We start from the raw sequence: 25,709 nt of genomic DNA on the forward strand, positions 1-25,709 counted from the left end.
CCAAAAAGTACAGAACAAACATTCGATTTGTCCTGTACTTTATTCCATACTTCTATAATCTTTATTCTGCCGCGCTGACACTCATTTTCCCATTGAGATACTCTACTGCTGCCTTCAACTGCACATCTTCAGTCGCATCATCCGGAAGCTCCACAATACTGTCTGGTGTCACTCCCTTGCCGTGAATATCCTGTCCCTTAGGAGTAAAATATTTGGCAATTGTATACTTAACTGCACTTCCATCAGTAAGCGGACGGATTGTCTGCACAATACCCTTACCAAATGTCTGTGTTCCGATTATCTGTGCCTTATCATAATCCTGCATTGCACCGGCAAATATCTCAGATGCACTTGCACTATTGCCATTTACCAAAACTGCCATCGGAATATTAAGCTCATGATTATCAGAACCTGAATATTCCTGTCTCTTACCAGACTTAGTCTCTGTATACACGATAAGTCCGTTCGGAAGAATATAATCTAGCATATCAGCCACAGTCTTAAGAACTCCGCCAGGATTATTTCTTATATCAATTACAAGTCCTGTAATTCCCTGCTTCTGAAGGTCATCAACAGCCGATTTAAACTGCTCTGTTGTAACATCATCAAACTGCGAAATATAAATATAACCTATATTATTCTCAAGCACCTCTGATGAAACAGTCTTAATATCAATCTTGTCTCTTGTAACTGTGAAACTCAGCTTCTCGCCATTTCTCATAACAGTAAGGTTAACATCTGTACCCTTCTCGCCCTTAATAAGGGCAACTGCTACAGAAAGGTCCATTCCTGTAATATCCTCACCATTAACCTCTGTTACCTTATCTCCATTTCTGATACCAGCCTTATATGCCGGTGCATCCTCATATGCCTCTGATATAAGTATTGAACCGTCGTCAGCCTTCTGGCATACAGCACCAATTCCATAGAAAGAACCTGATGTTGACTCCATCATTGACTTATATTCTTCAGGCGTATAATAAACAGTATATTTATCACCATATGCAGCAAGATATGCCTTAAAAATGTTGTCTGCAGCCTTTTCATCATCTACATCATCAAAGTAGAATCCATCTCCAAGCAGCGAATCCAAAGCATTCAGCTTACCTTCAACCTTAGTTCCGATTCCTTCATTATCACTTGTTCCAACATCCTGGACATATATACGTCCGTCAATTCCAATATGAAGATTACCACTTCTTATAAGTCCCATGAATACGCATGACAACGCCAGTATCACAACCAGCAGTGTTGCCACAACACCAATAATAACGCCTTTGCCTAAAGCATGTTTTCTCTTTCGTTCCTGTGCGGCCCCTTCCGAAGAAAAAGGTCTGTTATTATCATATTCCATTGAGTCCTCCTATTAAGTTGAATTATTTATTTAAAATATGGCATAGGATTAACATATGAATCATTGAGCCTTACATCAAAATGCAGATGTGCGCCAAATGAATTACCCGTATTACCCATAACACCAAGCTTCTGTCCTTTCGTCACCTGGGCTCCTACTGTTACATTTAAACTATCAAGATGCAGGTATCTCGTATACAGTCCATTACCATGATAAATCATCACATAATTACCCGCTGTTGAGTAACCCTCGCTCTGTCTGTGTGCAATAACAACTTTACCGTCATAAGCTGCATATACAGGATCACCTGAAACTCCTGCCCTGACCGCTCCAATATCCACACCTTTATGCGGTGAAGTTCTGTCAGATGTATCTCCGTATGGAGAAGTTATTCTTGTACTTGTTGTTGGCCATTTGAAAGTTCCGCCATCATATCTGTTAGACGGAGTAACTCCGCTTGCTTCCTCTGCCTTAATCTTGGCTGTTATAGAAGCAATCTCTGCATCGAGCTTCTTCTCGTCAGCTTCGAGCTGTTTCTTATAAGCCACCTGATCAGCCGTATTCTTACTCAAAGCATTAAGCTGGGCATTCTTCTCATTCTGGACAACCTCAAGTGCATCAACCTGTGCCTGAAGTGCCTCCTGACTGGCAGTCAGAGTCTCTTTATCTTCTTCAAGCTTTACTTTAGAAGATGATATAAGATTAATCGTTGACTGATATTCCTCAAGCATCTGTCTGTCATACTCTGATATCTTATTAATATACTCAAATTTATTAAGCATATCCGCCATACTCTGTGATGATAAAAGCACTTCAACATATGTATAATCATTATGCTCATACATAAACTGGATTCGAAGCTTCATAGCCTCATACTGGCTTTCCTTATCAGCCTCAGCCTGCTCAAGCTGTGCCTGTGTCTCCTCAATCTCAGCCTCTAATGTTGCAATCTGGGTATTAATATCATCTAATGACGCTGACAATTCTCCCATCTGGGCATCCAGTCCCTGAATAAGAGATGTAAGGTCTGAACTCTGTGCCTTAAGCTGAGCAATCTTGTCTTCTGTTTCTTTCTTTTTATTCTGTATATCATTCTGCTGGTTCTGGGCATTCTTCAGATCCGATTTATTATCTCCAAATGTAACCTGTGCAAAACAATACGGTATAAGCAGCATTACAATCATGAGTGCCGCTGTTATTTTCTTTATTAAATTGTTACAAAACAGTGCTTTCTCCATACAGCCACTCCTTTACCATAATTAAAATGTTTTCTAAAAACAAACAGGGACTTCTGCATCCGTTTGCAAAAGCCCCCAAAAACTATCCGAAACTATACATCGGCATGCTTTCTTACAGCGAAGAAACTTCCTATAAGACCAATACCAATTCCAAGAATAACTGCTACCGGAATAAGTACCTCAAATACTTCTGATGCTGGCATAAATGCTAATATATTCTGTAAAACAGAGAATTTTCCAAGAACAAAATTAACAACTCCACCATAAATATACCTCAATATTGCTACCGGAATAATAGCACCTATAAGTCCTATAACGATACCTTCTACGAAGAATGGCGCATTAACAAATGCATCCGTAGCTCCTATATATTTCATGATTGATATCTCATCTTTTCGTACTGTAATACCAATTACAATTGTATTAGTAATAAGGAATATAGATACCGCAAGAAGAACAACAATTACTGCAACTGCAACATAACTTACAAGTCTTGCTGCACTGGCAAGTCCGCTTGCTGTAACCTCTGAACGGTTAACCTGTCTTATTCCATCCTTATTCTCTAGGTACTTAACCAGTGTACCCTGATTACTTGCATCCTTAAGATATATTTCATAAGAAGAAGAATTAGCTAAAGGATTATCATCCTTGAATCCTTCTGCAAGTTCAGGATATGCAGCGAAATACTCACTCTTAAAGCTTTCCCATGCATCATCTGCAGACACATACTGAACTCTTGATACTTCTTCTCTTTTACTGATTTCATCTCCAAGCTTCTTAATATCTGTCTCACTGAGATCTTCGTCAAAGAAAACTGTTACACAGACCTCTGTCTCAGCCTTCTTAATCATATACTGGAAATTAACCACTATAGAATAGAACACTCCAAAAAGGAATATACATGCTGTAATTGTTGCTATTGATGCCAGTGAGAACATCTTATTACGATGGATGTTCTTAAATCCATCTTTAATATGATATGCTAATGACCTAATCTTCATAGAAATAACCACCCTTTTCCTGATCGCTGATAATCTTTCCTTCACTCATAGTAATAGTTCTCTTCTTCATCTGCTGAACTATCTCCATATTATGGGTAACTACAAGTACTGTTGTTCCCTGCTTATTAACCTGATTAAGAATCTTCATGATTTCATTAGAATTGGCAGGATCAAGGTTACCTGTTGGCTCGTCACACAACAATATAGCCGGCTTGTTAACCAGCGCTCTTGCAATTGCGATTCTCTGCTGCTCACCACCTGATAACTCATTAGGAAAAGCCTTATATTTGTCAAGAAGTCCTACCATGGAAAGCATCGCAAGTACTCTTGACTTAATCTTTCTGTTAGGAGCTTCTACTACCTTCTGTGCAAATGCGATATTCTCATATACATTTCTGTCTGGTAACAGACGGAAATCCTGGAATACTACACCAATATCTCTTCTAAGATACGGAAGCTTCTTTCTTGTTATCTTATTGAGATATTTCTTATTAACATATATCTTACCTGATGTAGGATCTAATTCCTTAAGTAATAGTTTGATAAGAGTCGACTTACCTGAACCACTCTTACCTACTATAAATACGAATTCACCTTTCTGGATGTGAAGATTAATTCCATTAAGCGCAGCAACGCCAGTGGAATATGTCTTCGTAACATCTTCCATGATTATCATGTATCATTTCCTCCAAAAATCACTAAAATGTATCTTTACTTTCCATATACTTCATGTACTTAACTACCATAAGAGCAATCTTAAATGTTATTGCATCATCAAACACTCTGAGGTCAAGCCCGGTTATCTTCTGTATCTTATCCAGTCTGTAAACAAGTGTATTTCTGTGAATGTAAAGCTGTCTTGATGTCTCTGAAACATTAAGGCTGTTCTCAAAGAACTTATTAATTGTTGACAGAGTCTCATCGTCAAAATCATCAGGAGCCTTTCCTTCAAATATCTCCTTAATGAACATCTGACATAATGGTATAGGAAGCTGATATATAAGACGGCCTATTCCTAATCTGTTGTAAGCAACAACATTCTTATTGCTGTAGAAAATCTTTCCCACATCAAGTGCCATCTTTGCTTCCTTGTAAGATCTTGAAACCTCCCTTATATCATTAACAATTGTACCATAAGCAACATGTGCCGCACTCATCGCCTCAGTGTTTAACATATCAATTATAACATCAGCTGTCTTGTCAAGTTCATCATATGACTCATTGCCTTTAACTTCCTTAACAAGAATTATACTCTTCTCGTCAACTGCTGTAATGAAATCTCTTGTCTTATTAGCAAAAAGTGTTCTTACTGTCTCTAACGCACTTGTATCCTTCTCATGCTTAGTTTCAATAATATATACAACTCTCTTCACATCTGTTTCAATATGAAGCTTTTCTGCTCTTGTGTACATATCAACACGAAGAAGATTATCAAGCAGAAGATTCTTGATAAAGTTATCTTTATCAAATCTTTCTTTATATGCAACCAGAAGATTCTGAATCTGGAAAGCAGCCAGCTTTCCAACCATATATACATCATCGCTTGTGCCTCTTGCCATAATTATATACTCAAGATTTCCTTCATCCTCAACCTTAAAAAACTGAAAACCATTAACTGCCTGACTCTCTGCTGGCGAATCAATAAAACTAATCGCATCCGCGAGGCATTCTGAAACATTATCAAAAGTCTTGGCTGCAACATTCTTATCTGCATCCACAATGCACAAATCCACTCGTGAAATAGCCTTAAGTCCATCTACAGTTGTCTGTAAAATTCTATTAGATATCATTGTTATCCCTTTCTGTCTACCACATTCCCTTTATTCGCACATATTCTATCTTATTGTAAAGCAAAATGAATAAAAAAAAAAGAGAAAATGCAAATTTATTGCATTTTCCCTTAATAATTAAGATTAATTTAATAATTAGTGTGTGATAACGATTTCTGTTTCCTTATCAAATACATGAAGTCTTTCAACATCCATAGCAAATGTTACTTCATCACCTGGTCTTGCTGTTGTACGAGGATTAACCTTTGCTGTACATGTTACATCACCAATCTCATAGTGAAGGTTTACTTCTGAACCAAGTAATTCGTAAACCTTAACTGTAGCTGTGAACTTAGAATCAGCATTCTTAGCAATAAACTCTGCATCATCCTTAACATCTTCCGGACGAATACCAACTACAACAGTCTTTCCTACATAGTTACCATCAATAAGCTTCTTGCTCTTATCAGCTGGAAGTGTAATTGTAACTGTATCAGAAAGTCTAAGGTCAACCTGTGAACCATTAGCAACAACTTCTGCATCAATAAGGTTCATCTGAGGTGATCCGATGAATCCAGCAACGAAGATGTTGTTAGGTGTGTTATAAAGGTTCTGAGGTGTATCTACCTGCTGAATAATACCATCCTTAAGAACTACAATTCTTGTACCAAGTGTCATAGCCTCTGTCTGGTCATGTGTTACATAAATAATAGTTGTCTGTAATCTCTGGTGAAGCTTAGAAATCTCAACACGCATCTGAACTCTTAACTTAGCATCAAGGTTTGAAAGAGGCTCATCCATAAGGAATACCTTAGGGCTACGAACGATAGCACGTCCCATAGCAACTCTCTGTCTCTGACCACCTGAAAGAGCCTTTGGCTTACGGTCAAGAAGATGCTCAATATCAAGAATTTTAGCAGCTTCATGTACTGACTTATCAATCTCAGCCTTAGGAACTTTTCTTAACTTAAGACCGAATGCCATGTTATCATATACAGACATATGTGGATAAAGAGCATAGTTCTGGAATACCATAGCGATATCTCTGTCCTTAGGCTCTACATCGTTAACCATCTTGTCACCAATCCATAACTCACCTGAGCTGATTTCCTCAAGACCTGCAATCATACGAAGTGTAGTAGACTTACCACATCCTGAAGGTCCAACGAAAATGATGAACTCCTGATCAGCAATTTCAAGATTAAAATCCTTAACAGCTACGAAACCGTTAGGATATACTTTACAAACATTCTTAAGCGATAAACTTGCCATTATTAAATATCCTCCTAATATAAATGCGCCTTTGCGCTTTTGATGTGATTATAATACACTAAATGGGACTTTTTTACCACATGACATTTTTACAAATCTTTTCCTCGTTTTTTTTGCAAATTTACCATAGTCAGTCCTCTTATGTATAAATTGTACAAAATTAACAGTTGTTTATCTGCAAACATCACTAATGCAAGTTTATTATTATTTTATAATTCATCATTGAATTAAACTATCCACATGTATATAATTAAATACAGAAAAACTGACAGAACGGAGGGATTATATGATAATTGGTGGTCTTTATACCAGCATCAGCACTTCTGATATCAATAATGATATCCAGGTTGCTATACTTAGAAAAAGTCTTGATACAATTGAGACTTCCGGTGCTGAGCTCACTAAAATGATGGAAGCCTCTGTCACACCAGAGCTTGGACAGAACATAGATATAAGCATTTAATTTTTTCTTTACATTGCAATTATTATGCCAGAAGCCCCTGTATATGGACAAACCATCATCCATATACAGGGGCTTCTGATTATTTAACCTGCAAATTCTATTGCTATCATATAACATATGCATATTGCCAGTCCCACTACAACCGGTGCAGATAAATATTTCTTTATACCTTTTATTCCTTCCGTCCGCACTTTTATGTTTTCCAGTCTTCCATGTCTCTTTGCCATTATCCTGATGCACAAAACCGCCAGCATCATAAACGCTGTTGCCAAAGCCAACAAAACAATCAGCTGCATTACTGTAGCCAGAGCACCTGCAGATGCCGCAAGTTCTCCTTCTCCTTCAAGTGTCCCCACTGCTTGTCCATCTGATGCATATATTCCTGTCATCTTAAGCAGCTGTACCACGCCTATAGAATATGTATTTATCGCAAAATGCGCAATTACCGATGACCAAAGTGAACCGGTAGCTTCGACCATATATGCAAATACAATTCCTATTGCAAATGCATACAGTCCCTGATTAATATTAAGATGGAAGCATCCAAATATTAATCCACTCATAATTGCAGCGCCAGACATACCGGCTTTGCGATAAGAGCCGAAGAATATACCTCTGAATACCAGTTCCTCTACAAGAGGAGGAATTACTGCTAGAAGTATAACCTGCATAAAAAACGGATATGTAAGCAGTGTTGTTGTTCCCTCTTCAAGATAATTGGTAGAAAACAACATCGTAATGCTGTTTAAAAACAACACCATAGGAATCATACAATATCCGGCAGCTAAAGATAATATTCCATCGACGAACCCTATCCTTTTATATGGAATGTCTTTCATGGGATCAATCCTGTTTACTACCATATATATAATAGCAATAACCAGAATTATTCCTTCTGATATCACATACTGTATCCAGTCCGGCATCGGTATTCCCATATTGACTAGTACTGCCATTACACTTCCTGCAAGTATAGACAGCGCAATATATCCAACTATAAATATAGGAAAGAAAACATTAACTTTTCTTACTTCCATGCAATTGCTTCCACTTCAAGAAGAACATCCTTAGGAAGTCTTGCAACTTCTACGCATGAACGTGCTGGAAATGGCTCCTTAAAATATTTCTTGTAGATTTCATTAATCTTACCGAAATCATTCATTTCTTTAATAAATACTGTTGTCTTAACAATATTCTCTACCTTAGAGCCTGAAACCTCAACAAGATTACAGAGGTTCTGGAATGCCTGCTCAGCCTGAGCCTCAACTCCACCTTCTGCGATTTCACCTGTAGCTGGTATTACAGGGATAACTCCTGATGTATATACCATATTGTTAATCTCGATAGCCTGTGAATATGGTCCGATTGCACTTGGTGCCTTGTCTGTACTGATTACTTTCTGCATAATAATCTCCTTATTTCAACATATTTTACGTTACAAACGCATTAAGCATATTGTACCGCAATCATCATATTCATTCAAGAAGCTATTTCTTAAGAACTATTGAATCCTGTGTTATCTCAATTTTTCCTTCTTTAAGCAGTCTTCCTACAGCTCTCTTGAAAGCATTTTTACTCATATTAAAATGTTTCTTGATAATCTCAGGATCTGCTTTATCAGTAAATCCCAGACTTCCGCCCTTCTTTACTATAGCATCATATATCTGTACTGAATCCTCGTCCATCTGGATATATGCCTTCTGCTTAAGGCTTATAACAAGTTTTCCATCTTCTCTTACTCTTGAAACACGTCCATGAATAACCTCACCGACACTAAGGGGCTCAAATACTTCTGACATAGGAATAAATGCGTCGTACTTATCTTCAACTGCAACATACGCTCTGTAATCTGGAGTTATTCCTATTATAGTACCTGTAACCGCACTATCTTTTACAAGTGTTTCTGACTTTTCAAGATATTTGTTAATTCTCATAGTGGCTGCAAGTCTTCCACTCTTATCTATATAGAGAGCAACAAGATACTCTGAACCTTCTGATACATGTGTTGTCTGTTCCTTGTATGGCATGAGCAGATCTTTTTCAAGTCCCCAGTCAAGAAATGCGCCAATACCTGTAATCTGTGATACTTTAAGCCTCTTAAGTTCTCCAAGCTGAATCTTTGGCTTATTAGTAGTTGCAATAAGTCTGTCGCTTGAATCCCTGTAAACAAATACAGTGAGAGCATCTCCCACTTCAACATCATCTGGAACCTGTTTTTTAGGAAGAAGGACTTTATCTTCTTCTGTTCCAAGATATACTCCGAAATCTGTTACCTTTACAATGTTAAGACACTGTGTTTTTCCTAACTCTATCATAACAACACCTATGCTGGCAGCTTCACCAGCCCTTTCATAATAATATATGTTCAAATGCGCTGTTTCCATAAAAACAGCAGCTACTCGCACAAAAAAACCTCCCGTATGACTACGAGAGGTTTCTAGCTGGGCTTGAGGGATTCGAACCCCCGAAATGCTGGAATCAGAATCCAGTGCCTTACCACTTGGCGAAAGCCCAATATCGTGACGACATGCTGTATTATACATGAATGTTTTTAGGAATGCAAGCACTTTTTTAAAAAATTTTCAAAACTGTTATAATCCCTGTCTACTCCGTCATCTTGAGGGTTACTGTACCATCTGCATCAGTACCAAGGTTAGGAACCTTCTGCATCTTTTGTGCAGTTCCAATAAAGAACTTGTACTGGTCAAGTACCAGATCCTTCTCCATATCAGATACAGCTTTCTTAATATCAACATCTTCCATGCTGCTTGTAGCTGCTACAAGATTGAATCTGCTTCTGCTTGTAAAGTCAAATGTAAATTTCTTAGGATCAGAATGTGCAGGGGCTGTTGACTGATGTTGCGCTGTCTCTCCTCCTGCTGTAACGCCAGCATCTGTCTCTTCCTGTGTTACAGCAGCTTCCTGTACGCCTGACAACTGTTCATTATCTGACACACTCACTGCTTTATAGCTGTTATTATAATACGAATTTATATTAATTCCACTTACTGACATAGCTGACTCCTTTCCGCCTTTATTACATCCTTGTGCTTTATTTATCGGCAGATGCATCTGATAATTTACCACCTTTATTTTAAAAAATCCAGTAATCCTTATTAAATTTTTATAAATCCCCCCTTTTCCGTTGACCTCCTTTACATATTAACTTAGAATAAGAACATATATTCATCAACAAAGATTTTATATTAAGGAGTACATTAATAATATGAACAAAAAGAACTCATTATTCGTGCTTATTGGCATTTTCCTGATTTGTACAAGATTCTGGATATCAATCGGTTCCGTACACATTGATATCACTAATGACATTGTGGGATATATTTTAATATTTATTGGCATGAAAGATTTAAAATCACTCAACTCAAGATTTAAGAAAGGCATGATTCTTTCTGTTGCCGGACTTATCAGTGCTGTGCTTTCCCAGTATCTCATATCGCGCGACTGGCCTTCATCACCTGAAACAATGTATTCAATAGCAATCGGTATAAGTGTTGTATTTGCAATCTATTTCACTTATTACTACACTGAAGCTCTTATAATGGAAGCCCGTATACAGGAAAAGAATGCTGTAACAAGGAATTATCAGATAACATGGCTTTTACTGTCAGCAGGAATTTTTATCCACTATTTTGCTTTTAAAGCATCAACAACTGTATACTCAATACTTGTTGAAGCTCTTATAATAGTAATCACCATATATTATTGTTTTTCTGTTTTTTCTACAAGCAAGCAGCTATATGAGGATTAATTGCTTAACATTTTTTTATGATTACAGTTACAAGATTAACATTATTCGTTTATACCTGAATAGCGTTGACTTTTAATCTTTACAGTGTTTTAATAATGTCGTCAGTACGAAAGGATATTATCTATGAAGAAATTAGAGATTATTATCAGACCTGAAAGACTGGATGATTTAAAGAACATCCTTAATAGTAACGGTGCTCATGGTCTCATGATATCTAACATCATGGGATACGGAAGCCAGAGAGGTCACAAGCAGGTATATAATGGTGTTGATTTCGGTGGCAATCTGCTTCCTAAAGTAAAAGTTGAGTCTATTGTATCCGATGAAACTTATGAAGCAATCATCGATCAGGTTATTGACCAGATTAATACCGGTGAATACGGAGATGGTAAGATTTTCGTATATGATGTATATGATGCCATAAGAATCCGTACCGGTGAACGCGGAACAGACGCATTGTAATTATAATATTATTTTGTTATCAACGGAGATAACAGTCAGGATTGATGTTCTGACCGTTATCTCTTTTTTGTATATAACTTTCGGTATCTGTATCCCATAACCGTACAGATATATAAATCGGGGCCGCAGGAAACTACCCAGCCTGCGACCCCAGCCCCTTTTTTAGTTATTTGCTTATCGTCTTCAATTCATCTATTCTATCCCGCGTAGAAGTAATAGAAATATTGTTTACAAAAACAACATTTTCTATTCCTTTATTATCAACCAGTTCTGTTATCGTCCCATTAAAATAACGGTAATCAACAACATATACATTTTCAAAATTCTCAACAAGGAATGGTATCATTGCGTTTCCAAATGACTCTTTTATTACAAGCACCGAAGAGCCGTCTGTTACATCCGGGTTATTAATCTCCGTATATGCATTGTCCCCACCTATAAATGTGCTGTATTTACTTGTTTTATTCCATTTAGATACATCTGTAATTATATTATAATCAACAAAATCATTTTCATTATTAATCATTTTTAACGCATTAGTTGAAAAAGGTTCATATGCATACAAAGTATCCGGATGGTTACTAAGTGAAGTAACCCTTGTCTGTGTATAATAACTTCCCACAAATGTACCCATATCATGTTCTTTAAAACTATCAAGAGAATATGCATTTTTACCAAGCTGAGCCATAAATGCAGTGTATGCATAATAAGCTCCCAGAGCTGTCCAATGATGATCTGTCCTGAAATATATATATTCATTCCTGTGGCTTCTCATCAATTCATATATATAGCATTTACCAACATTGCGGTTCATTTTACTATACATGTACAATATAGCTTTTCTCTGGTTGCTGCTGTTTATACTGTTTCTGGTTGCATCATCAAGCGTTATGTCAATTGCTGTCGGTATTATCATATCATATACCGTAGCTTTACCTTTAAGCACTTGTGCCATATTATTCACAATTGCCACATATTCATCAGAAATACTGTTAGAAAACGAATAATAATCATATGCGCTGTCACCAAGCACATATACTGAACCAAGTGATTCACCCGTTTTTGCGGATGCGTTAGTCCCAATTGTATCTGGTTCAACATCATTTCCTATTTCATCAGGGTTAACAATCACAGAATTATCATAAGAATAATTAATCTCTTTATCAGAATCCTGCGATTCTGTCATCCTTTCACTAACGATGTTTTCAATATAATCAAATTCATTCTCGTCAATGTCAGCATCCGGAATTTCATCTCCTTTTATAACTTCGCCATGAATAAGATTTTTACGGATTCCATAAAGTCCGGTCATGCGTTCGTTACATGTAATAAACCCATCCCTGCCTGGAAATGTATCTGAAAACCATGTATCAACTCCTGAGAAATATGTTCCATCCAAAAAACTCTCCATCGAAAATTGAGGAAAGCTGCTTAGTTTTCTTTTCTCAGTTACCGACTCCGACGGCCGCAATGGTATCATAAGTGACACAAATGTACCAAAAACAAGCATTGCCATAAAAATGATTATTTTAACCAGAGCGCCCTTCTTTATAAGATACTGCTTATATTTAGTACTTGTTTTATCAATATTATCAATATTCTTCATAAATGTAATTCCCATACTCTAAATTATCATATGCCAACTCTAAAATCTGAAATAAATAAATGGATTATAACTGTTTCCTACGAGTGCTATTGTTGATAAAATTAATAATATTACCGGCAGAACAATGTTCAGGACATTATAACAATATGTTATACAGACTCTTCCTGAAGCTGCTGACGAACGCATTTTCTGCACAATATATCTGTATAATGGCATTGAGGCTGTTATTGCGACAATAACAAAGAATATATTATTAATTATAACAGTATTAGTTTCTATATTTGTAAATTTATTGCCATTCATTCCAAACATAGACCTTAGACACATTCCTAGCATAGAAAAATCTGAAAATCTAAAAAGCACCCAGCCAAAGAATACTACTATAAATGTATATGCACGCCTTATAATCTGTCCTGCTGCTTTAGGAATCCTGTCAAACAGCTTTAACAGGATAACTTTCTCCAACACAAGAAATACAAAGAAATACATTCCCCATAATATAAAATTAGCAGAAGCGCCATGCCATAGTCCTGTAAGACTCCATACTATAAACATGTTAAGTATCTGCCTTGCAAGTCCTTTTCGGTTTCCTCCCAGTGGAATATACAGATAATCCCTGAAAAATGTTCCCAGCGATATATGCCATCTTCTCCAGAAATCCGTTATTGAATCTGCTACATATGGGTAATTGAAATTTTCTTTATAATGGAAGCCTGTCATTTTTCCCAGTCCTATTGCCATATCTGAATATGCAGAAAAATCAAGATATATTTGCAGTGCGTACAGAAGCATTCCGAACCAGCTTCCAAGTACCGTAACGCTTCCAAGCCGCGCAATGCTCTCTGGAAGTACACTGTCAACAATAGATGCACATGTATTTGCCAGAAGCGTTTTCTTTGCAAGCCCGGTTGTAAACCTTGATATTCCTTCATTCATATCATCAATTCCGGTTTTGCGTTCCCTAAGGTCATCCTTTATATCTTTATATCTGACTATAGGACCTGCTATACACTGATGAAAAAGTGAAGCATATAAAAGCACTTTCCAATACTGTGTGTCAGCTTTAACCTCTCCGCGATACACATCAACGACATATGAAATCAACTGAAATGTATAAAAAGATATTCCAACAGGAAGTAATACCTGAGGTATTATTTTTGGAACACCTGTTATAAATCGTGATATTTCACAAATAAATCCAAGATACTTGAAAAAAGCCAGAATACACAAACTAGCCGCAATATCTGCCGCCAATATATATCCTGACTTTCTTGAATTTCTGAAATGCTCTACCCACAATGCTCCCATATAATTAATCAATGCCATGAACATCATTACCAGCAGATACTTCGGTGAAGTCCATGCATAAAACATAAGTGAAAAAACAAGCAGACAGATATTCTTTTTCTTAATATCCGATATAACTGCATAGCACAACAGATTAACCGGAAGAAAAATATATATAAATAATAGGCTTGAAAAAACCATTGTTATTCTTCCTCTTCTTTATCCTCATTAGTATCTTCTTCTGTTCCTGCTTCCTGTACTGATGGAACAGATTCCTTTTCAAGCTGTTTGAATATGCTTGAGAAAATATATGAATCAACATACAGAATCAATGGTATAGTCACAATAAATGCTGTGAAATAAAGACATGAAAAATATGTAAGCCCAACAGTAGCTATTAACATAATAATAGTCTGTGGAAGATGATGTACACTTATTATAAGAGCATTTTTTAATGTCACTATTATATTATTGTCATATCTTGACAGCATTGAAAATGAATACAGCATAACTGCTGCCCATACCGCCATAACACCAACTACAACAAATACAAATATAACGCCAGCCCGAGAGCCCTGTACAAATCCCCACTGGGCACTGGCTCTTAAATCAACAAAAAGAAGGAAACCAATTACAACATGTATAAGCTCTAATAAAAATCCCTGCGCGAAATTCATCTTGAATGATTTCCAGAAATCCTTATATACATAGCTTTCTTCATCCCTTACAAGCTTAATGCCAGAATAAAATGCTGCTGTAAGCGCTGCTCCGATTGTAATAACCGGAACACAGAATAATACTGTAATAACTGCTAATATAATAAAATCTCCTGCTTTTGTAAGACCTTTAAATAATTTACCATCTAATCCAAATCCATTCATAATTATATACCCCTTTTTTGCTTAAACACTATGATTATACAAAACCTTACATAAAAATCAAAGAAAATTTCAAATATATTTCTTAAATGTTTATAAAAGCTGTTTTTTTGAGTTTATATATGTGTTAAACTGTATGCTATCTTACGATTAATTTAAGGAGAATTTATGGCTAACAGCAACAACATACACGATGAAGTAAAGGAACAGCGTAAGAAGTTAAAAGATCTTACATTTTCCGGAAAGATTGAATACATCTGGAGCTACTACAAAATTCCTATTATTGGCATTCTGCTTGCCATACTTTTTGCAGGTTCCCTTACTTATTCTATTATAAGAAACAATTATGACACTGTCTGTTTTATAGCGGTTCTGGACGGAAGAATAACCGGATATGATGATGATACGGACGCTCTTACTACAGGTCTTACAGATTATCTTGGTATTGACGGTAAAAAAGAACAGGTTGATATATCATATACATTTTCACTTGTAGAAAAGGAAATGGATCAGGAAGCTGCTGTAACAGCCAACAGAATATATACCTATGCATCAACCAATACTCTTGACGGGTATCTATCTGAAAAAGAATATATTGATTATTTCTGTACTGACCGTAATATATTCTTCTGGGATTTAAGAGACCTGTTCTCAACAGAAGAACTTAATGAACTTTCTGATTATATTATTTATTACACTAATTCATCAGGAGAATCATTTCCTATAGCTGTTGATATTTCTGAAGCCCCTGTTATCAAAGGCAGTGACCTTAATATGAAGCAGCCTTGTTACGGCATCATATCAACATCCAAGTATTCTGAGAATGCCGCCAACTTTATAAGATTTGTATTCAATATGGAAAAGCCTTGATATCACAGAACTTTTCTATATATATTCATCCCGTCTGTATCGCCTGCATACAATGTGAAACCCAGTTTCAATGCAAGCTGTATGGACGGGATATTTGTTTTCACTGTGCATATGTATAATTCTTCTAAGCCTAACCTGTCCTTAGCAATATTCACTATATGGTTCATAACTTCCCATGCCACACGCTTTCCCTGCCAGCTTTTTTTCACAAGATACCCAAGCTCCTGAAAGTTCTGTCCATCTATGCTGCGGTTTTCAATGCCTGCCCTTGCCACAAGTTCACCTGTTTTCTTATCAAACACAAGCCACAGACCGTACCCGAAGAAGCCATACATATTCTCAATGTATTTTATTGTAAATGCTTTCTCATCCTCATATTCATATAATGGCTCAACATACGGGCAGTCTGAAAGTGTCTGATATAATTCGTATAAATGAGGTAAATCTCCCACTGTCATCTCCCGTATAATAAACCTCTCCGTTCTGGCAATTACAAGCGGCTCATTGTATTTTCTGGCACATACAAGTTTTAACAGGTCGTCATCAATATCTTCCTCATCATATACAACATATGAAGCTTTTCCAAGGTATGCTTCTCCAAGCCCTATATCAGGAATCTCCAGTGTTCCATCTGGTTTTAACATATCTTTGTCATTAATTATTATTTTTCTGCCTTCGCCCATATCAATACATTTTCTCATATATGCCTCTTCATAATTGTTTCTAAAGTTTTAATTTGACTTTTTATACTGTAGTATTTAGAATTAATTACATCACATTTTGCTCATGCAGACAAGCGGGCAATTTAATGAATTTCAGGAGGAATAATATGGCTAATCCAATAGTTACATTTACAATGGAAAACGGCGATGTGATGAAAGCTGAGCTTTATCCGGAAATCGCACCTACATCAGTTAATAATTTCGTTAATCTTGTTCAGAAGGGATTCTATGACGGACTTATATTTCACAGAGTAATCGCAGGTTTTATGATTCAGGGTGGTGACCCTGAAGGAACAGGTATGGGTGGTCCTGGCTACTCTATCAAGGGCGAATTCGCATCTAACGGATTTAAGAACGACTTAAAGCATACAAGAGGTGTTCTTTCAATGGCTCGTTCTATGAGACCTGATTCTGCAGGTTCACAGTTCTTTATCATGCACCAGAACGCTCCACATCTTGACGGAGATTACGCTGCTTTTGGTAAGCTTATCGAGGGTGAAGATGTTCTTGACAAGATTGCAGGCGTAGACACAGATTACAGCGACAGACCTAGAAAACCACAGGTTATGAAGACTGTTACTGTTGAGACATTTGGCGAGGAATATCCAGAACCAGAGAAGTTATAATTAAATTATATTAAACAAAATCGGCGGGTACATATCACAATTCTGTACCCGCCTTTATTATTATATGTTTATCATCTAGAAATGTCCGCCGTAGCCACTGTTTCCACCGCCTCCGCCACTGCTGCTGCTGTTATTATTATGCTCGATATGTCTTGTAACAACTGTTGTATTAATAAACACATCTCTTCTGTCATTAACCTTGAAGTTATGATCTTTCGTATATTCTGTAGTACTTACAGTCATTCTTGCCTTGGCATTATGCATCATTGTAAGAACTGCAGCAACTGCAACTCCTAATGCAATAAGAAGCTTAATCCACATTTTATATGTAAGTTTCTTGACTATGCTTGTAGTCATACACATATTCATCTTTTTTACATATGTAGAAAATGCTTTATAATAATCTTTATCTGACAGATATCCTTCACATTTTTCTCCTATGTCATCAATTGTACTCTGTGAAACATCAGTTCCTGCCTTGCCCTGTGTATACATTCTGTCGGCTCTTGATTTCATATCAACACCATATATTACGGCATTCTGCGAATATCCGTTATCATCAAGAAACTGCTTAAGATAACTGTCCATCGTACTGCCATCATGTCCGATATTAGTTGTAATAATAACGATATCACATTCTGAATCCGCAGACGCTTTCTTACACTGGCTCTTTAACTTACTTATCTCATCAGCAGTAAGAATTCCTGCATTGTCATATACATATTCCTTTGAAGAATCCGCATAGACATCACTTTTCATGCTGAATAACACACCAACGCACATAATGCACGCCATAATTACGCTCATGAGAGCTTTCATTTTTCTACTAATCTTCATCATATGAACAACAGCCCTCCAAACATCGTAATAATAAGTGTAACAAGGAATATTCCCGCTCCATAGCCAAATGCTTTCTTTCCGCTTATCGGTCTGTCAGCAACTATCTTTCCTGTCTGTCCGTTAAGCATGAACTGGAAATTCTTCTTGTTAAACCTGTAATTAAGTACCCATACCGGAAATAATGCATACTGGCTTCCTGTTGGACGCATTGTTATGTCATTGTGGATTATATTGACAGATGAATAACCGGTAATTGTTGACATTGCAATATCTGTTATATATTTGTCAGCTCTTCTTGTAGCTCTCTCCTGTATCTGGTCTGCCGTATAATTATATCTTTCTGAAAGATATCCTGACAGATATGGCATTGAAAATGCAGTTAATTCGTTATAGTTAAATGGTTCCAGCTTATCCATCGCATCATCAGGCATTTTCTCAGATGCATCAGCCGGAATCTTCTCAAACTTTGCAGATATATTTCTGAACACCTGAAAATGATCTGTGTATATATACTCTGTATCACCTTTTCTTGTTGTCCTTACCCTTTCTGCATTAGCATGCATATCAGTCTGTGCCGAATAATCATACAGCCAGTAAGGTACATACAGTCCGCTTATTTTCTCAATTGTTGAATTTCTTGATAAAGCAGATGGTGTGAGCGGTCCTTTCTTACACCAGTTTTTGTAAATCTCTACTGCTTTATCCTTGTTAATCTTAAATGGTATAATTGTTGATGGCTTGAATTCACCTTTAAGTCTGTCCTCCACAAGTGTCGGATTACCACAGAATGAACAAAATGTTGCCGATGTATACTCATCTGCTACAAGCTCTGCACCACATGTATTACAATGGTACATCTTCATCTCTTTGTCATATTCCCCCTGTGTGCTGTTCTGTGAATATTTCTGTTCATATTCCCGCACATCAATCTGCATTCCACATGACGGACAGCCTAATTTCTGTGTTGTACTGTCAAACTCCATAGCAGCACCGCACCCAGGACATTTGTAAATTGTTGGCATATTCCCCTCCTTAATCCACGCATGTTCATAAATTGTTCATATCTAATTCAATAAGATTTAACACTATGCACATTGTTTCTTCACTTTTGTTCAATATAATTCAATCATAAGAACAAGACATTTTCTACTATATGTTTTTCATAAATCGAGTTGTTAATGAACAGCTCTCCTCCCTCTTTCACCGTCTGCTTCTCCGGCAGACGGTGTTTTACTTTGCAGATTATTATAACATAATGAACGAAACAACTATAAGAACAGCTCCAACTATCATTACAATCTGTCCTCTCTTCTTATCCTTTTTTAACTTCTCATTATCTCTTCTTGCCTTCTCGTCGTCAGGCATCATCTGTTCATCATATGTAATTCTTACATCTCTCATATCATAAAATATATTAAAATTATGTTTAGCCGTAAAATATGTTGCAGCTCCTACAATAACAACAACCAGACCTATCAGAAACATCATAAATCCCATAAATGGCAATATACTATTTCCAGCATAAGCTTCATTATTGTAAAAATCTACTTCAAGACTTATCTTGTTGATAAAAAATGATAAATAATCCATGCCAATCTCCTTTCCTAATTAAAATTCAATATACAAAATGCATTATACATCATATTTATTTATATTTATACATAAATATCAGTTAAATATTTCTTTTCATTTTTAATGATATGAGATATAATATTGTCATGCAAAAATCGTGCAATGGAGGTAAAGAAATATGTTAGTTTCAGCAAAAGAAATGTTAGACAATGCTCTTGCCGGCAAATATGCTGTCGGTCAGTTCAACATCAATAACCTTGAATGGACTAAGTCTATTCTCCTTACTGCACAGGAGATGAATGCTCCTGTAATCCTTGGTGTATCTGAGGGCGCCGGTAAGTATATGACAGGTTTTGAGACTGTTGCAGCCATGGTTAAAGCTATGGACAAGTCTCTTGGAATCACTGTTCCTGTTGCTCTTCATCTTGACCACGGAACATACGAAGGATGCTACAAATGTATCAAAGCAGGCTTCACATCTATTATGTTTGATGGTTCTCACTATCCAATTGACGAAAATATCAAGAAAACAACAGAACTTGTTAATGTAGCACACAATCTTGGTCTTTCTATTGAAGCAGAAGTTGGTTCAATAGGTGGCGAGGAAGATGGTGTTATCGGAATGGGTGAATGTGCAGACCCTGATGAATGTAAATCTATTGCTGATCTTGGCGTAGATATGCTTGCAGCAGGTATTGGTAACATTCATGGAAAGTATCCGGCTAACTGGCCAGGATTAAGCTTTGAAACACTTGCTGCAGTTAAGGAAAAGATTGGTGATATGCCATTAGTTCTTCACGGTGGTACAGGAATTCCAGCAGATATGATTCAGAAGGCTATTTCTCTCGGTGTATCTAAGATTAATGTTAATACAGAATGCCAGCTTTCATTTGCTGATGCAACAAGAAAATATGTTGAAGCAGGCAAAGATCTTGAAGGAAAGGGCTTTGATCCTAGAAAACTTCTCGCTCCTGGATGTGAAGCTATTAAAGAAACTGTACGTGAGAAGATTAATCTTTTCGGTTCAGCTGGAAAAGCATGATAAAAACTGATTGGAGATTATTATGAGTGATATTAAAACAGAGGATAATGATGATTTTATTGTGTCCTCCTCTGATTTAGAAAAGGATGAAGCAGACATCGCTTTTGAAGCGAAAGAAAAAAAGAAAAGAAAATCAAAAATTATAAGCCGTATAATACTTGTTGTTTCTGCATGTATATTTATATTTGCAGCATATAATCTTATATCTATTCTTCTTGAATATAAGAAAGGAAATGATATTTATGACAACATAGGTGATACGGTTCTTGACGACACTCCTGTCAATATCAGCATAGGAGATGATGCGGAGATTACTATTCCATTTAAATATGATCATCAGGCACTGCTCGATATCAATTCTGATGGACTTGGTTTCTTATATATTCCTTCTCTTGATACCAGATTACCTATCGCTCAGACTACTGACAATGATTTTTATCTTACACACACATTTGACAAAACATACAATAGTAACGGATGTGTATTTGAAGATTACCGAATAACTGATAAGCTTAATGCCAACCATATAATTCTTTATGGTCACAGCATGAATTCAGGTGCAATGTTTGGAACTCTCCACAAATACAAATCATCATATTTTTATAATTATGATGGCAATGATGTATTCTATATTTACACAGAAGATATCATTAAAGAATATAAAATATTCACCGCATATGTAAGTGAACCAATCAGTGATACATATACATTTAATTTTATAAGTCTTGATGGTCTGCGCTCATATGCTAACAGGATGAAAGCCTTATCTTTATATGATACCGGAGTTAATGTTGACAAAGCAACACAAGTGGTAACACTTTCGACCTGTACAAATAATGGTAAACAACGTTTTATCATTTCGGGAATGTATGTAGGTGAAACTACAATCGAAGATTTTGAGAAGTCTTCTGAAGGAACAACATCTGCCAATAATTAAAGATAACTAGCACAATATATGCTAATATACTTAATTAATATAATTTTTTTCAAAAAGAACTTGCATTATTATGTAATATGAGTTATTTTATTTAAAGACAGCAAGCTGTCGCTAATTAAATAAGGTAGAACAAAGGCGTTCCATTTATATATTTGTATAAGTATATACTTGGGCGCCATTTTTTAGTTTTACTAATAAAAAGATAAGAAAAGGAAGGATGAGAAAGTTATGAGTGAAAGATTCAATGTAGCTGACATCTTCGGCGAGAATGTGTTTAATGACACAATTATGAAAGAACGTTTACCAAAGAACGTTTACAAAAACCTTAAATTAACAATGGAAGGTGTGCAGGAATTATCTTTAGCAGATGCTGATGTTATCGCTAATGCTATGAAAGACTGGGCTATCGAGAAAGGTGCAACTCATTACACACATTGGTTCCAGCCTTTAACAGGAACTACTGCTGAGAAACATGATTCATTTATATCAGCACCTAAGTCAGACGGAAAGGTGCTTATGGAATTCTCAGGCAAGGAATTGATTAAGGGTGAACCTGATGCTTCATCATTCCCTTCAGGTGGTCTTCGTGCAACATTCGAGGCCAGAGGATATACAGCATGGGATTGTACATCTCCTGCATTCGTACGTGAAGGTGCCCAGGGTGCTACTCTTTGTATCCCTACAGCATTCTGCTCTTACACAGGTGAGGCTCTTGACCAGAAGACTCCATTACTTCGTTCAATGGATGCCATCAACGAGCAGGCTCTTCGTATTTTAAGACTTATGGGTAACACAACATCTAAGAAAGTTACTCCTTCTGTAGGCGCTGAACAGGAATACTTCATCGTAGACAGAGAGAAATATTTACAGAGAAAGGATCTTATCTTCTCTGGCCGTACTTTATTTGGAGCTATGCCTCCTAAGGGTCAGGAACTTGATGATCACTACTTTGGTTCTATCCGTGAAAGAATCGCAGCTTTCATGAAGGATGTTAATGAAGAATTATGGAAGCTTGGTGTATCTGCTAAGACACAGCATAACGAAGTTGCTCCTGCACAGCATGAGTTAGCTCCTATCTATGCACAGTGCAACATTGCAACTGATAACAACCAGCTTATGATGGAAGTAATGAAGAAGGTTGCTTACAGACATGGTCTTGTTTGCCTTCTCCATGAGAAGCCATTTGCAGGTGTTAATGGTTCTGGTAAGCATAACAACTGGTCTATCACAACTGATGATGGCATTAACATGCTTGACCCAGGTAAGACACCACATGAAAACTTCCAGTTCCTTCTTGTACTTGGTGCAATTATGAAGGCTGTTGATAAGCATGCTGACCTTCTTCGTGAATCTGCATCTGATGTTGGTAACGATCACAGACTTGGAGCTAATGAAGCACCTCCAGCTATCATCTCTATGTTCCTTGGCGAGCAGCTTGAAGATGTAGTTATGCAGTTAATCGATAAGGGTGATGCTACAAGCTCTATCCAGAAAGGTAAGTTAAAGACTGGTGCTTCTACTCTTCCAGACCTTAACAAGGATGCTACAGATAGAAACAGAACATCTCCATTCGCATTCACAGGTAACAAGTTTGAGTTCCGTATGGTTGGTTCTTCAGATTCTATCGCTCCTGCAAATGTTGTTCTTAATACAATCGTTGCAGAAAGCTTTAAGGAAATCGCTGATGAATTAGAGGGTTCTGAAGATATGCAGATGGCTGTCCATGATATGATTAAGAAGCTCTTCACAGACCATCACAGAGTTGTATTCAATGGTAACGGTTACTCAGATGAATGGGTAGCAGAGGCTGAAAGAAGAGGACTTCCAAACATCAAATCTATGGTTGAGGCTGTTGGTTCACTTGTTAAACCTGAAACAGTTAAGATGTTTGAAGGATTTGGTGTATTCACAGAAGCTGAATTAAAGTCAAGAGCTGAGATTAAGTACGAGGCTTACTCTAAGGCAATCAACATCGAAGCTAAGACAATGATAGATATGGCTGGCAAGGAAATCATTCCTGCTATTATCTCATACACAACAGAACTTGCTAACTCAGTACTTTCAGTTAAGGAAGCTGGCGCAGACGCTTCAGTTCAGGCAGACATCCTTACAGAAGTATCTGGTTACTTAAAGGAAATGAAGGCAGCTTCAGCTAAGCTTGCAGAGACAGTTGCTACAGCAGCTACATTTGAAGGAAAAGCACAGGCTGAATACTTCAGAGATACAGTAAAGGTTGCAATGGACGAATTAAGAGCTCCAGTAGATAAAGCCGAGATGATAGTAGATAAGGAATTCTGGCCATTCCCAAGCTACAGCGAATTATTATTCGAGGTATAATACATAACTAATTGTTATAAATCACTCTCATAAAAATCTCCAGCATTAGACCGGCAAAGCCAAATCTAATGCTGGAGATTTTTCACCCCTTGAAACATCCACTGTGTAGATTGCCAGTCTGGGGGTATCGGGCTGTGGCTTGATTTATTACGAGTTGTGCAGGAGTAATCCATGAAAGCCACAGCCCGATATCCCCAGACTGGCACCACCTACACGCTACTGTGGATAACTCAACCTCTCCTCAACCGGATTATCCAGAACCTCCTCCTTAAACTTCCTCATATATATCTTCGCAAGCTTAAGATTGTTATCCAGATAATTACCACAGTCTCTTGGTGAATATCCAGGAATTGGTGTATTATCGTCATAATTAAGAACATAGTCGGCAGCTTCTCTTAATATCCCGATAATATCCTCTGACTTTAAATCTCCTGCAAATATAACATAAAAACCTGTTCTGCAGCCCATAGGTCCGAAATATATAGTTTTCTCAGCCCATTCTGCATGATTTCTTAAAAATGTAGCAACAAGATGTTCAATTGAATGAATCCCCGGAGTATCCATAGGTGGCTCTTCATTAGGTCTTGTAAATCTTAAATCAAATGTTGTAAGACATACATCTCCGATATAATCCTTTCTTGATACATATACACCTGTCAGTAAATCAAGATGATTCACCGTAAAACTTGCTATCTTGTTCATTATGACTCCTTCTTTCTTATAAATACTATTCTTTTGTTATCTGTTGTTTCTATTAGCAGTTCTTTTATGCTTGATACAAATTTTGTCAGAGTTGAATATCCATATTCCTTTGCCTTGAATTTCGGATACTGACTATGTATTCTCTGTCCAAGTATTGCAAGCTCAACTCCTGTTGCCTTGCTTGCTCTGACATTATCTATTGCGTATTTAACAACCTGTTCTTTAATATTGTCATCTTCTTTGAGCTTTACCAGTACTGCATTATTAACCTTATATGTCTTGAACCCATCCATCTCATTGATAAATGTGGATAATGAGCTATACCCATAATTACGGACATCAAAGTCAGAATATTTTTTCTGCAAACGGCTTCCTATCTCTCCTAAATCCGTCTGCTTTCCCTTATTATCATTTTCCTGGATAATCTCAATAATAGCATTTTCGATTTTGGAAATTCGTATAATATTGTGTGATCTGTTAGGCCTCTGCTTATTATTAATAGCTGTAATTTCTTCATCCTCCTGATCCTGTAAAAGTTCCAGATCAGTAAATACTGAACATGCTGCCCTGAATGACCTTGGTGTTTTGTTCTCACCCATTCCAATAACTTCCATGCCAGATTCACGCAGCCTGCTTGCCAGTCTTGTAAAATCTCCATCACTTGATACAATACAGAATCCATCCACATTTTTCGTATACAGAATATCCATAGCGTCAATTATAAGTGTTGAATCAGTAGCATTCTTGCCTACTGTGTTGCGAAACTGCTGTATTGGTGTAATTGAATTCTCCATCAATTCTTTCTTCCATTTGCCCGCCTGCGGACTTGTCCAGTCCCCATATATTCGCTTGTACGTTATAACTCCATACTTAGTCATTTCATCTAATATATTAGAAATATATTTTGATGAAATATTGTCCGAATCAATAAGAACCGCATACCTCTTATCGTCCATAGATTC

At 36.8% G+C, this 25,709-nt stretch carries 27 protein-coding genes and 1 tRNA gene; 8 read left to right on the forward strand and 20 right to left on the reverse strand.

All coding sequences use genetic code 11. The features are described 5' to 3' along the window. Positions 1-61 precede the first annotated feature (61 nt). The 6 genes from EUBELI_RS08700 to EUBELI_RS08725 form a co-directional block, all read right to left on the reverse strand. The gene (locus EUBELI_RS08700; RefSeq protein ID WP_012740032.1) at positions 62-1,354 is read right to left on the reverse strand and encodes a S41 family peptidase; all 1,293 of its coding nucleotides are present in this window, start codon (positions 1,352-1,354) and stop codon (positions 62-64) included. A gap of 26 nt (positions 1,355-1,380) precedes the next feature. Further along, on the reverse strand, positions 1,381-2,592 hold the full coding sequence (locus tag EUBELI_RS08705) for a murein hydrolase activator EnvC family protein (RefSeq protein WP_012740033.1): 1,212 nt from the start codon (positions 2,590-2,592) through the stop codon (positions 1,381-1,383). 92 nt (positions 2,593-2,684) lie between these two features. Then, a complete protein-coding gene (ftsX, locus tag EUBELI_RS08710; RefSeq protein ID WP_012740034.1) occupies positions 2,685-3,593 on the reverse strand; it encodes a permease-like cell division protein FtsX in 909 nt (302 codons plus the stop codon). Next, entirely contained in the window at positions 3,583-4,269 is a 687-nt protein-coding gene (gene ftsE / locus EUBELI_RS08715) for a cell division ATP-binding protein FtsE (RefSeq protein WP_012740035.1), read from the reverse strand. Before ftsE ends, ftsX begins: the two co-directional genes overlap by 11 nt. 22 nt (positions 4,270-4,291) lie before the next feature. Further along, positions 4,292-5,383, reverse strand: coding sequence for a PucR family transcriptional regulator (locus EUBELI_RS08720; protein ID WP_012740036.1), 1,092 nt, complete (start codon positions 5,381-5,383; stop codon positions 4,292-4,294). Between the two features lie 135 nt (positions 5,384-5,518). Continuing rightward, positions 5,519-6,634 carry an ABC transporter ATP-binding protein gene (locus tag EUBELI_RS08725; protein WP_012740037.1) on the reverse strand — a complete coding sequence of 372 codons (1,116 nt, stop codon included), beginning with the start codon at positions 6,632-6,634 and terminating at the stop codon, positions 5,519-5,521. A 286-nt stretch (positions 6,635-6,920) separates the two neighbouring features. Here EUBELI_RS08725 and EUBELI_RS13965 point away from each other — a divergent pair, with 286 nt between their 5' ends. Then, entirely contained in the window at positions 6,921-7,097 is a 177-nt protein-coding gene (locus EUBELI_RS13965; protein WP_012740038.1) for a YjfB family protein, read from the forward strand. 83 nt (positions 7,098-7,180) lie between these two features. Here the strand turns inward: EUBELI_RS13965 and EUBELI_RS08730 are convergent, their stop codons facing one another. From EUBELI_RS08730 to EUBELI_RS08750, 5 genes are all read right to left on the reverse strand, one after another. Continuing rightward, positions 7,181-8,134: a CPBP family intramembrane glutamic endopeptidase gene (locus EUBELI_RS08730; protein WP_012740039.1), complete on the reverse strand. Its 954-nt coding sequence runs from the start codon at positions 8,132-8,134 to the stop codon at positions 7,181-7,183. Next, complete coding sequence (locus EUBELI_RS08735) at positions 8,125-8,502, reverse strand: RidA family protein (RefSeq protein ID WP_012740040.1); 378 nt, start codon at positions 8,500-8,502, stop codon at positions 8,125-8,127. The genes EUBELI_RS08730 and EUBELI_RS08735 overlap by 10 nt, the downstream gene beginning before the upstream one ends. Before the next feature lie 82 nt (positions 8,503-8,584). Then, a complete protein-coding gene (locus EUBELI_RS08740) occupies positions 8,585-9,412 on the reverse strand; it encodes a CvfB family protein (protein WP_041688798.1) in 828 nt (275 codons plus the stop codon). A gap of 126 nt (positions 9,413-9,538) precedes the next feature. After that, positions 9,539-9,611, reverse strand: a tRNA-Gln gene (locus EUBELI_RS08745). Positions 9,612-9,701: 90 nt separating this feature from the next. Next, positions 9,702-10,112, reverse strand: a complete 411-nt coding sequence (locus EUBELI_RS08750) for a hypothetical protein (RefSeq protein ID WP_148231348.1) — start codon at positions 10,110-10,112, stop codon at positions 9,702-9,704. Between the two features lie 211 nt (positions 10,113-10,323). Here EUBELI_RS08750 and EUBELI_RS08755 point away from each other — a divergent pair, with 211 nt between their 5' ends. Together EUBELI_RS08755 and EUBELI_RS08760 are read left to right on the forward strand one after the other, a co-directional pair. Then, positions 10,324-10,866: a hypothetical protein gene (locus EUBELI_RS08755; protein WP_012740043.1), complete on the forward strand. Its 543-nt coding sequence runs from the start codon at positions 10,324-10,326 to the stop codon at positions 10,864-10,866. 123 nt (positions 10,867-10,989) lie between these two features. After that, positions 10,990-11,328 (forward strand): P-II family nitrogen regulator, encoded by a 339-nt coding sequence (locus EUBELI_RS08760; protein WP_012740044.1) that lies wholly within the window; start codon positions 10,990-10,992, stop codon positions 11,326-11,328. Positions 11,329-11,494: 166 nt separating this feature from the next. Here EUBELI_RS08760 and EUBELI_RS08765 read toward each other — a convergent pair whose 3' ends face one another. From EUBELI_RS08765 to EUBELI_RS08775, 3 genes are read right to left on the reverse strand one after another with little or no spacing between them, the layout of a single operon-like run. Continuing rightward, positions 11,495-12,934 (reverse strand): DHHW family protein, encoded by a 1,440-nt coding sequence (locus tag EUBELI_RS08765; protein ID WP_165437543.1) that lies wholly within the window; start codon positions 12,932-12,934, stop codon positions 11,495-11,497. A gap of 39 nt (positions 12,935-12,973) precedes the next feature. Continuing rightward, positions 12,974-14,422 (reverse strand): MBOAT family O-acyltransferase, encoded by a 1,449-nt coding sequence (locus EUBELI_RS08770; RefSeq protein WP_012740046.1) that lies wholly within the window; start codon positions 14,420-14,422, stop codon positions 12,974-12,976. 2 nt (positions 14,423-14,424) lie between these two features. Then, a complete protein-coding gene (locus tag EUBELI_RS08775; protein WP_012740047.1) occupies positions 14,425-15,102 on the reverse strand; it encodes a YesL family protein in 678 nt (225 codons plus the stop codon). 165 nt (positions 15,103-15,267) lie between these two features. On the opposite strand from EUBELI_RS08775, the gene EUBELI_RS08780 reads away from it, so the two are divergent. Beyond that, the gene (locus EUBELI_RS08780; RefSeq protein WP_012740048.1) at positions 15,268-15,969 is read left to right on the forward strand and encodes a hypothetical protein; all 702 of its coding nucleotides are present in this window, start codon (positions 15,268-15,270) and stop codon (positions 15,967-15,969) included. A 2-nt stretch (positions 15,970-15,971) separates the two neighbouring features. Here EUBELI_RS08780 and EUBELI_RS08785 read toward each other — a convergent pair whose 3' ends face one another. Next, positions 15,972-16,670 carry a GNAT family N-acetyltransferase gene (locus EUBELI_RS08785; RefSeq protein ID WP_012740049.1) on the reverse strand — a complete coding sequence of 233 codons (699 nt, stop codon included), beginning with the start codon at positions 16,668-16,670 and terminating at the stop codon, positions 15,972-15,974. Between the two features lie 128 nt (positions 16,671-16,798). Here EUBELI_RS08785 and EUBELI_RS08790 point away from each other — a divergent pair, with 128 nt between their 5' ends. Continuing rightward, on the forward strand, positions 16,799-17,317 hold the full coding sequence (locus EUBELI_RS08790) for a peptidylprolyl isomerase (RefSeq protein WP_041688281.1): 519 nt from the start codon (positions 16,799-16,801) through the stop codon (positions 17,315-17,317). A gap of 75 nt (positions 17,318-17,392) precedes the next feature. Here the strand turns inward: EUBELI_RS08790 and EUBELI_RS08795 are convergent, their stop codons facing one another. The 3 genes from EUBELI_RS08795 to EUBELI_RS08805 all read right to left on the reverse strand — a co-directional run bounded on the left by EUBELI_RS08795 (position 17,393) and on the right by EUBELI_RS08805 (position 19,747). Continuing rightward, positions 17,393-18,157, reverse strand: a complete 765-nt coding sequence (locus tag EUBELI_RS08795; RefSeq protein WP_012740051.1) for a TPM domain-containing protein — start codon at positions 18,155-18,157, stop codon at positions 17,393-17,395. Further along, the gene (locus tag EUBELI_RS08800; RefSeq protein WP_012740052.1) at positions 18,154-19,179 is read right to left on the reverse strand and encodes a hypothetical protein; all 1,026 of its coding nucleotides are present in this window, start codon (positions 19,177-19,179) and stop codon (positions 18,154-18,156) included. Before EUBELI_RS08800 ends, EUBELI_RS08795 begins: the two co-directional genes overlap by 4 nt. A 223-nt stretch (positions 19,180-19,402) precedes the next feature. Then, positions 19,403-19,747 (reverse strand): DUF3899 domain-containing protein, encoded by a 345-nt coding sequence (locus tag EUBELI_RS08805; protein WP_012740053.1) that lies wholly within the window; start codon positions 19,745-19,747, stop codon positions 19,403-19,405. 160 nt (positions 19,748-19,907) lie between these two features. Between EUBELI_RS08805 and fba the strand changes: the two genes are divergently transcribed. From fba to EUBELI_RS08820, 3 genes are all read left to right on the forward strand, one after another. Beyond that, the gene (fba, locus tag EUBELI_RS08810; RefSeq protein ID WP_012740054.1) at positions 19,908-20,771 is read left to right on the forward strand and encodes a class II fructose-1,6-bisphosphate aldolase; all 864 of its coding nucleotides are present in this window, start codon (positions 19,908-19,910) and stop codon (positions 20,769-20,771) included. A gap of 22 nt (positions 20,772-20,793) precedes the next feature. After that, complete coding sequence (locus EUBELI_RS08815; protein WP_012740055.1) at positions 20,794-21,708, forward strand: class B sortase; 915 nt, start codon at positions 20,794-20,796, stop codon at positions 21,706-21,708. Positions 21,709-21,936: 228 nt separating this feature from the next. Next, a complete protein-coding gene (locus EUBELI_RS08820) occupies positions 21,937-24,045 on the forward strand; it encodes a glutamine synthetase III family protein (protein ID WP_012740056.1) in 2,109 nt (702 codons plus the stop codon). A 216-nt stretch (positions 24,046-24,261) separates the two neighbouring features. Here EUBELI_RS08820 and EUBELI_RS08825 read toward each other — a convergent pair whose 3' ends face one another. Continuing rightward, positions 24,262-24,747 carry an S-ribosylhomocysteine lyase gene (locus EUBELI_RS08825; protein ID WP_012740057.1) on the reverse strand — a complete coding sequence of 162 codons (486 nt, stop codon included), beginning with the start codon at positions 24,745-24,747 and terminating at the stop codon, positions 24,262-24,264. Beyond that, complete coding sequence (locus tag EUBELI_RS08830) at positions 24,747-25,703, reverse strand: NYN domain-containing protein (RefSeq protein WP_012740058.1); 957 nt, start codon at positions 25,701-25,703, stop codon at positions 24,747-24,749. Before EUBELI_RS08830 ends, EUBELI_RS08825 begins: the two co-directional genes overlap by 1 nt. Between the last annotated feature and the right edge of the window lie 6 nt (positions 25,704-25,709).

The sequence above is a fragment of the [Eubacterium] eligens ATCC 27750 genome, assembly GCF_000146185.1.
Classification (GTDB): domain Bacteria; phylum Bacillota; class Clostridia; order Lachnospirales; family Lachnospiraceae; genus Lachnospira; species Lachnospira eligens.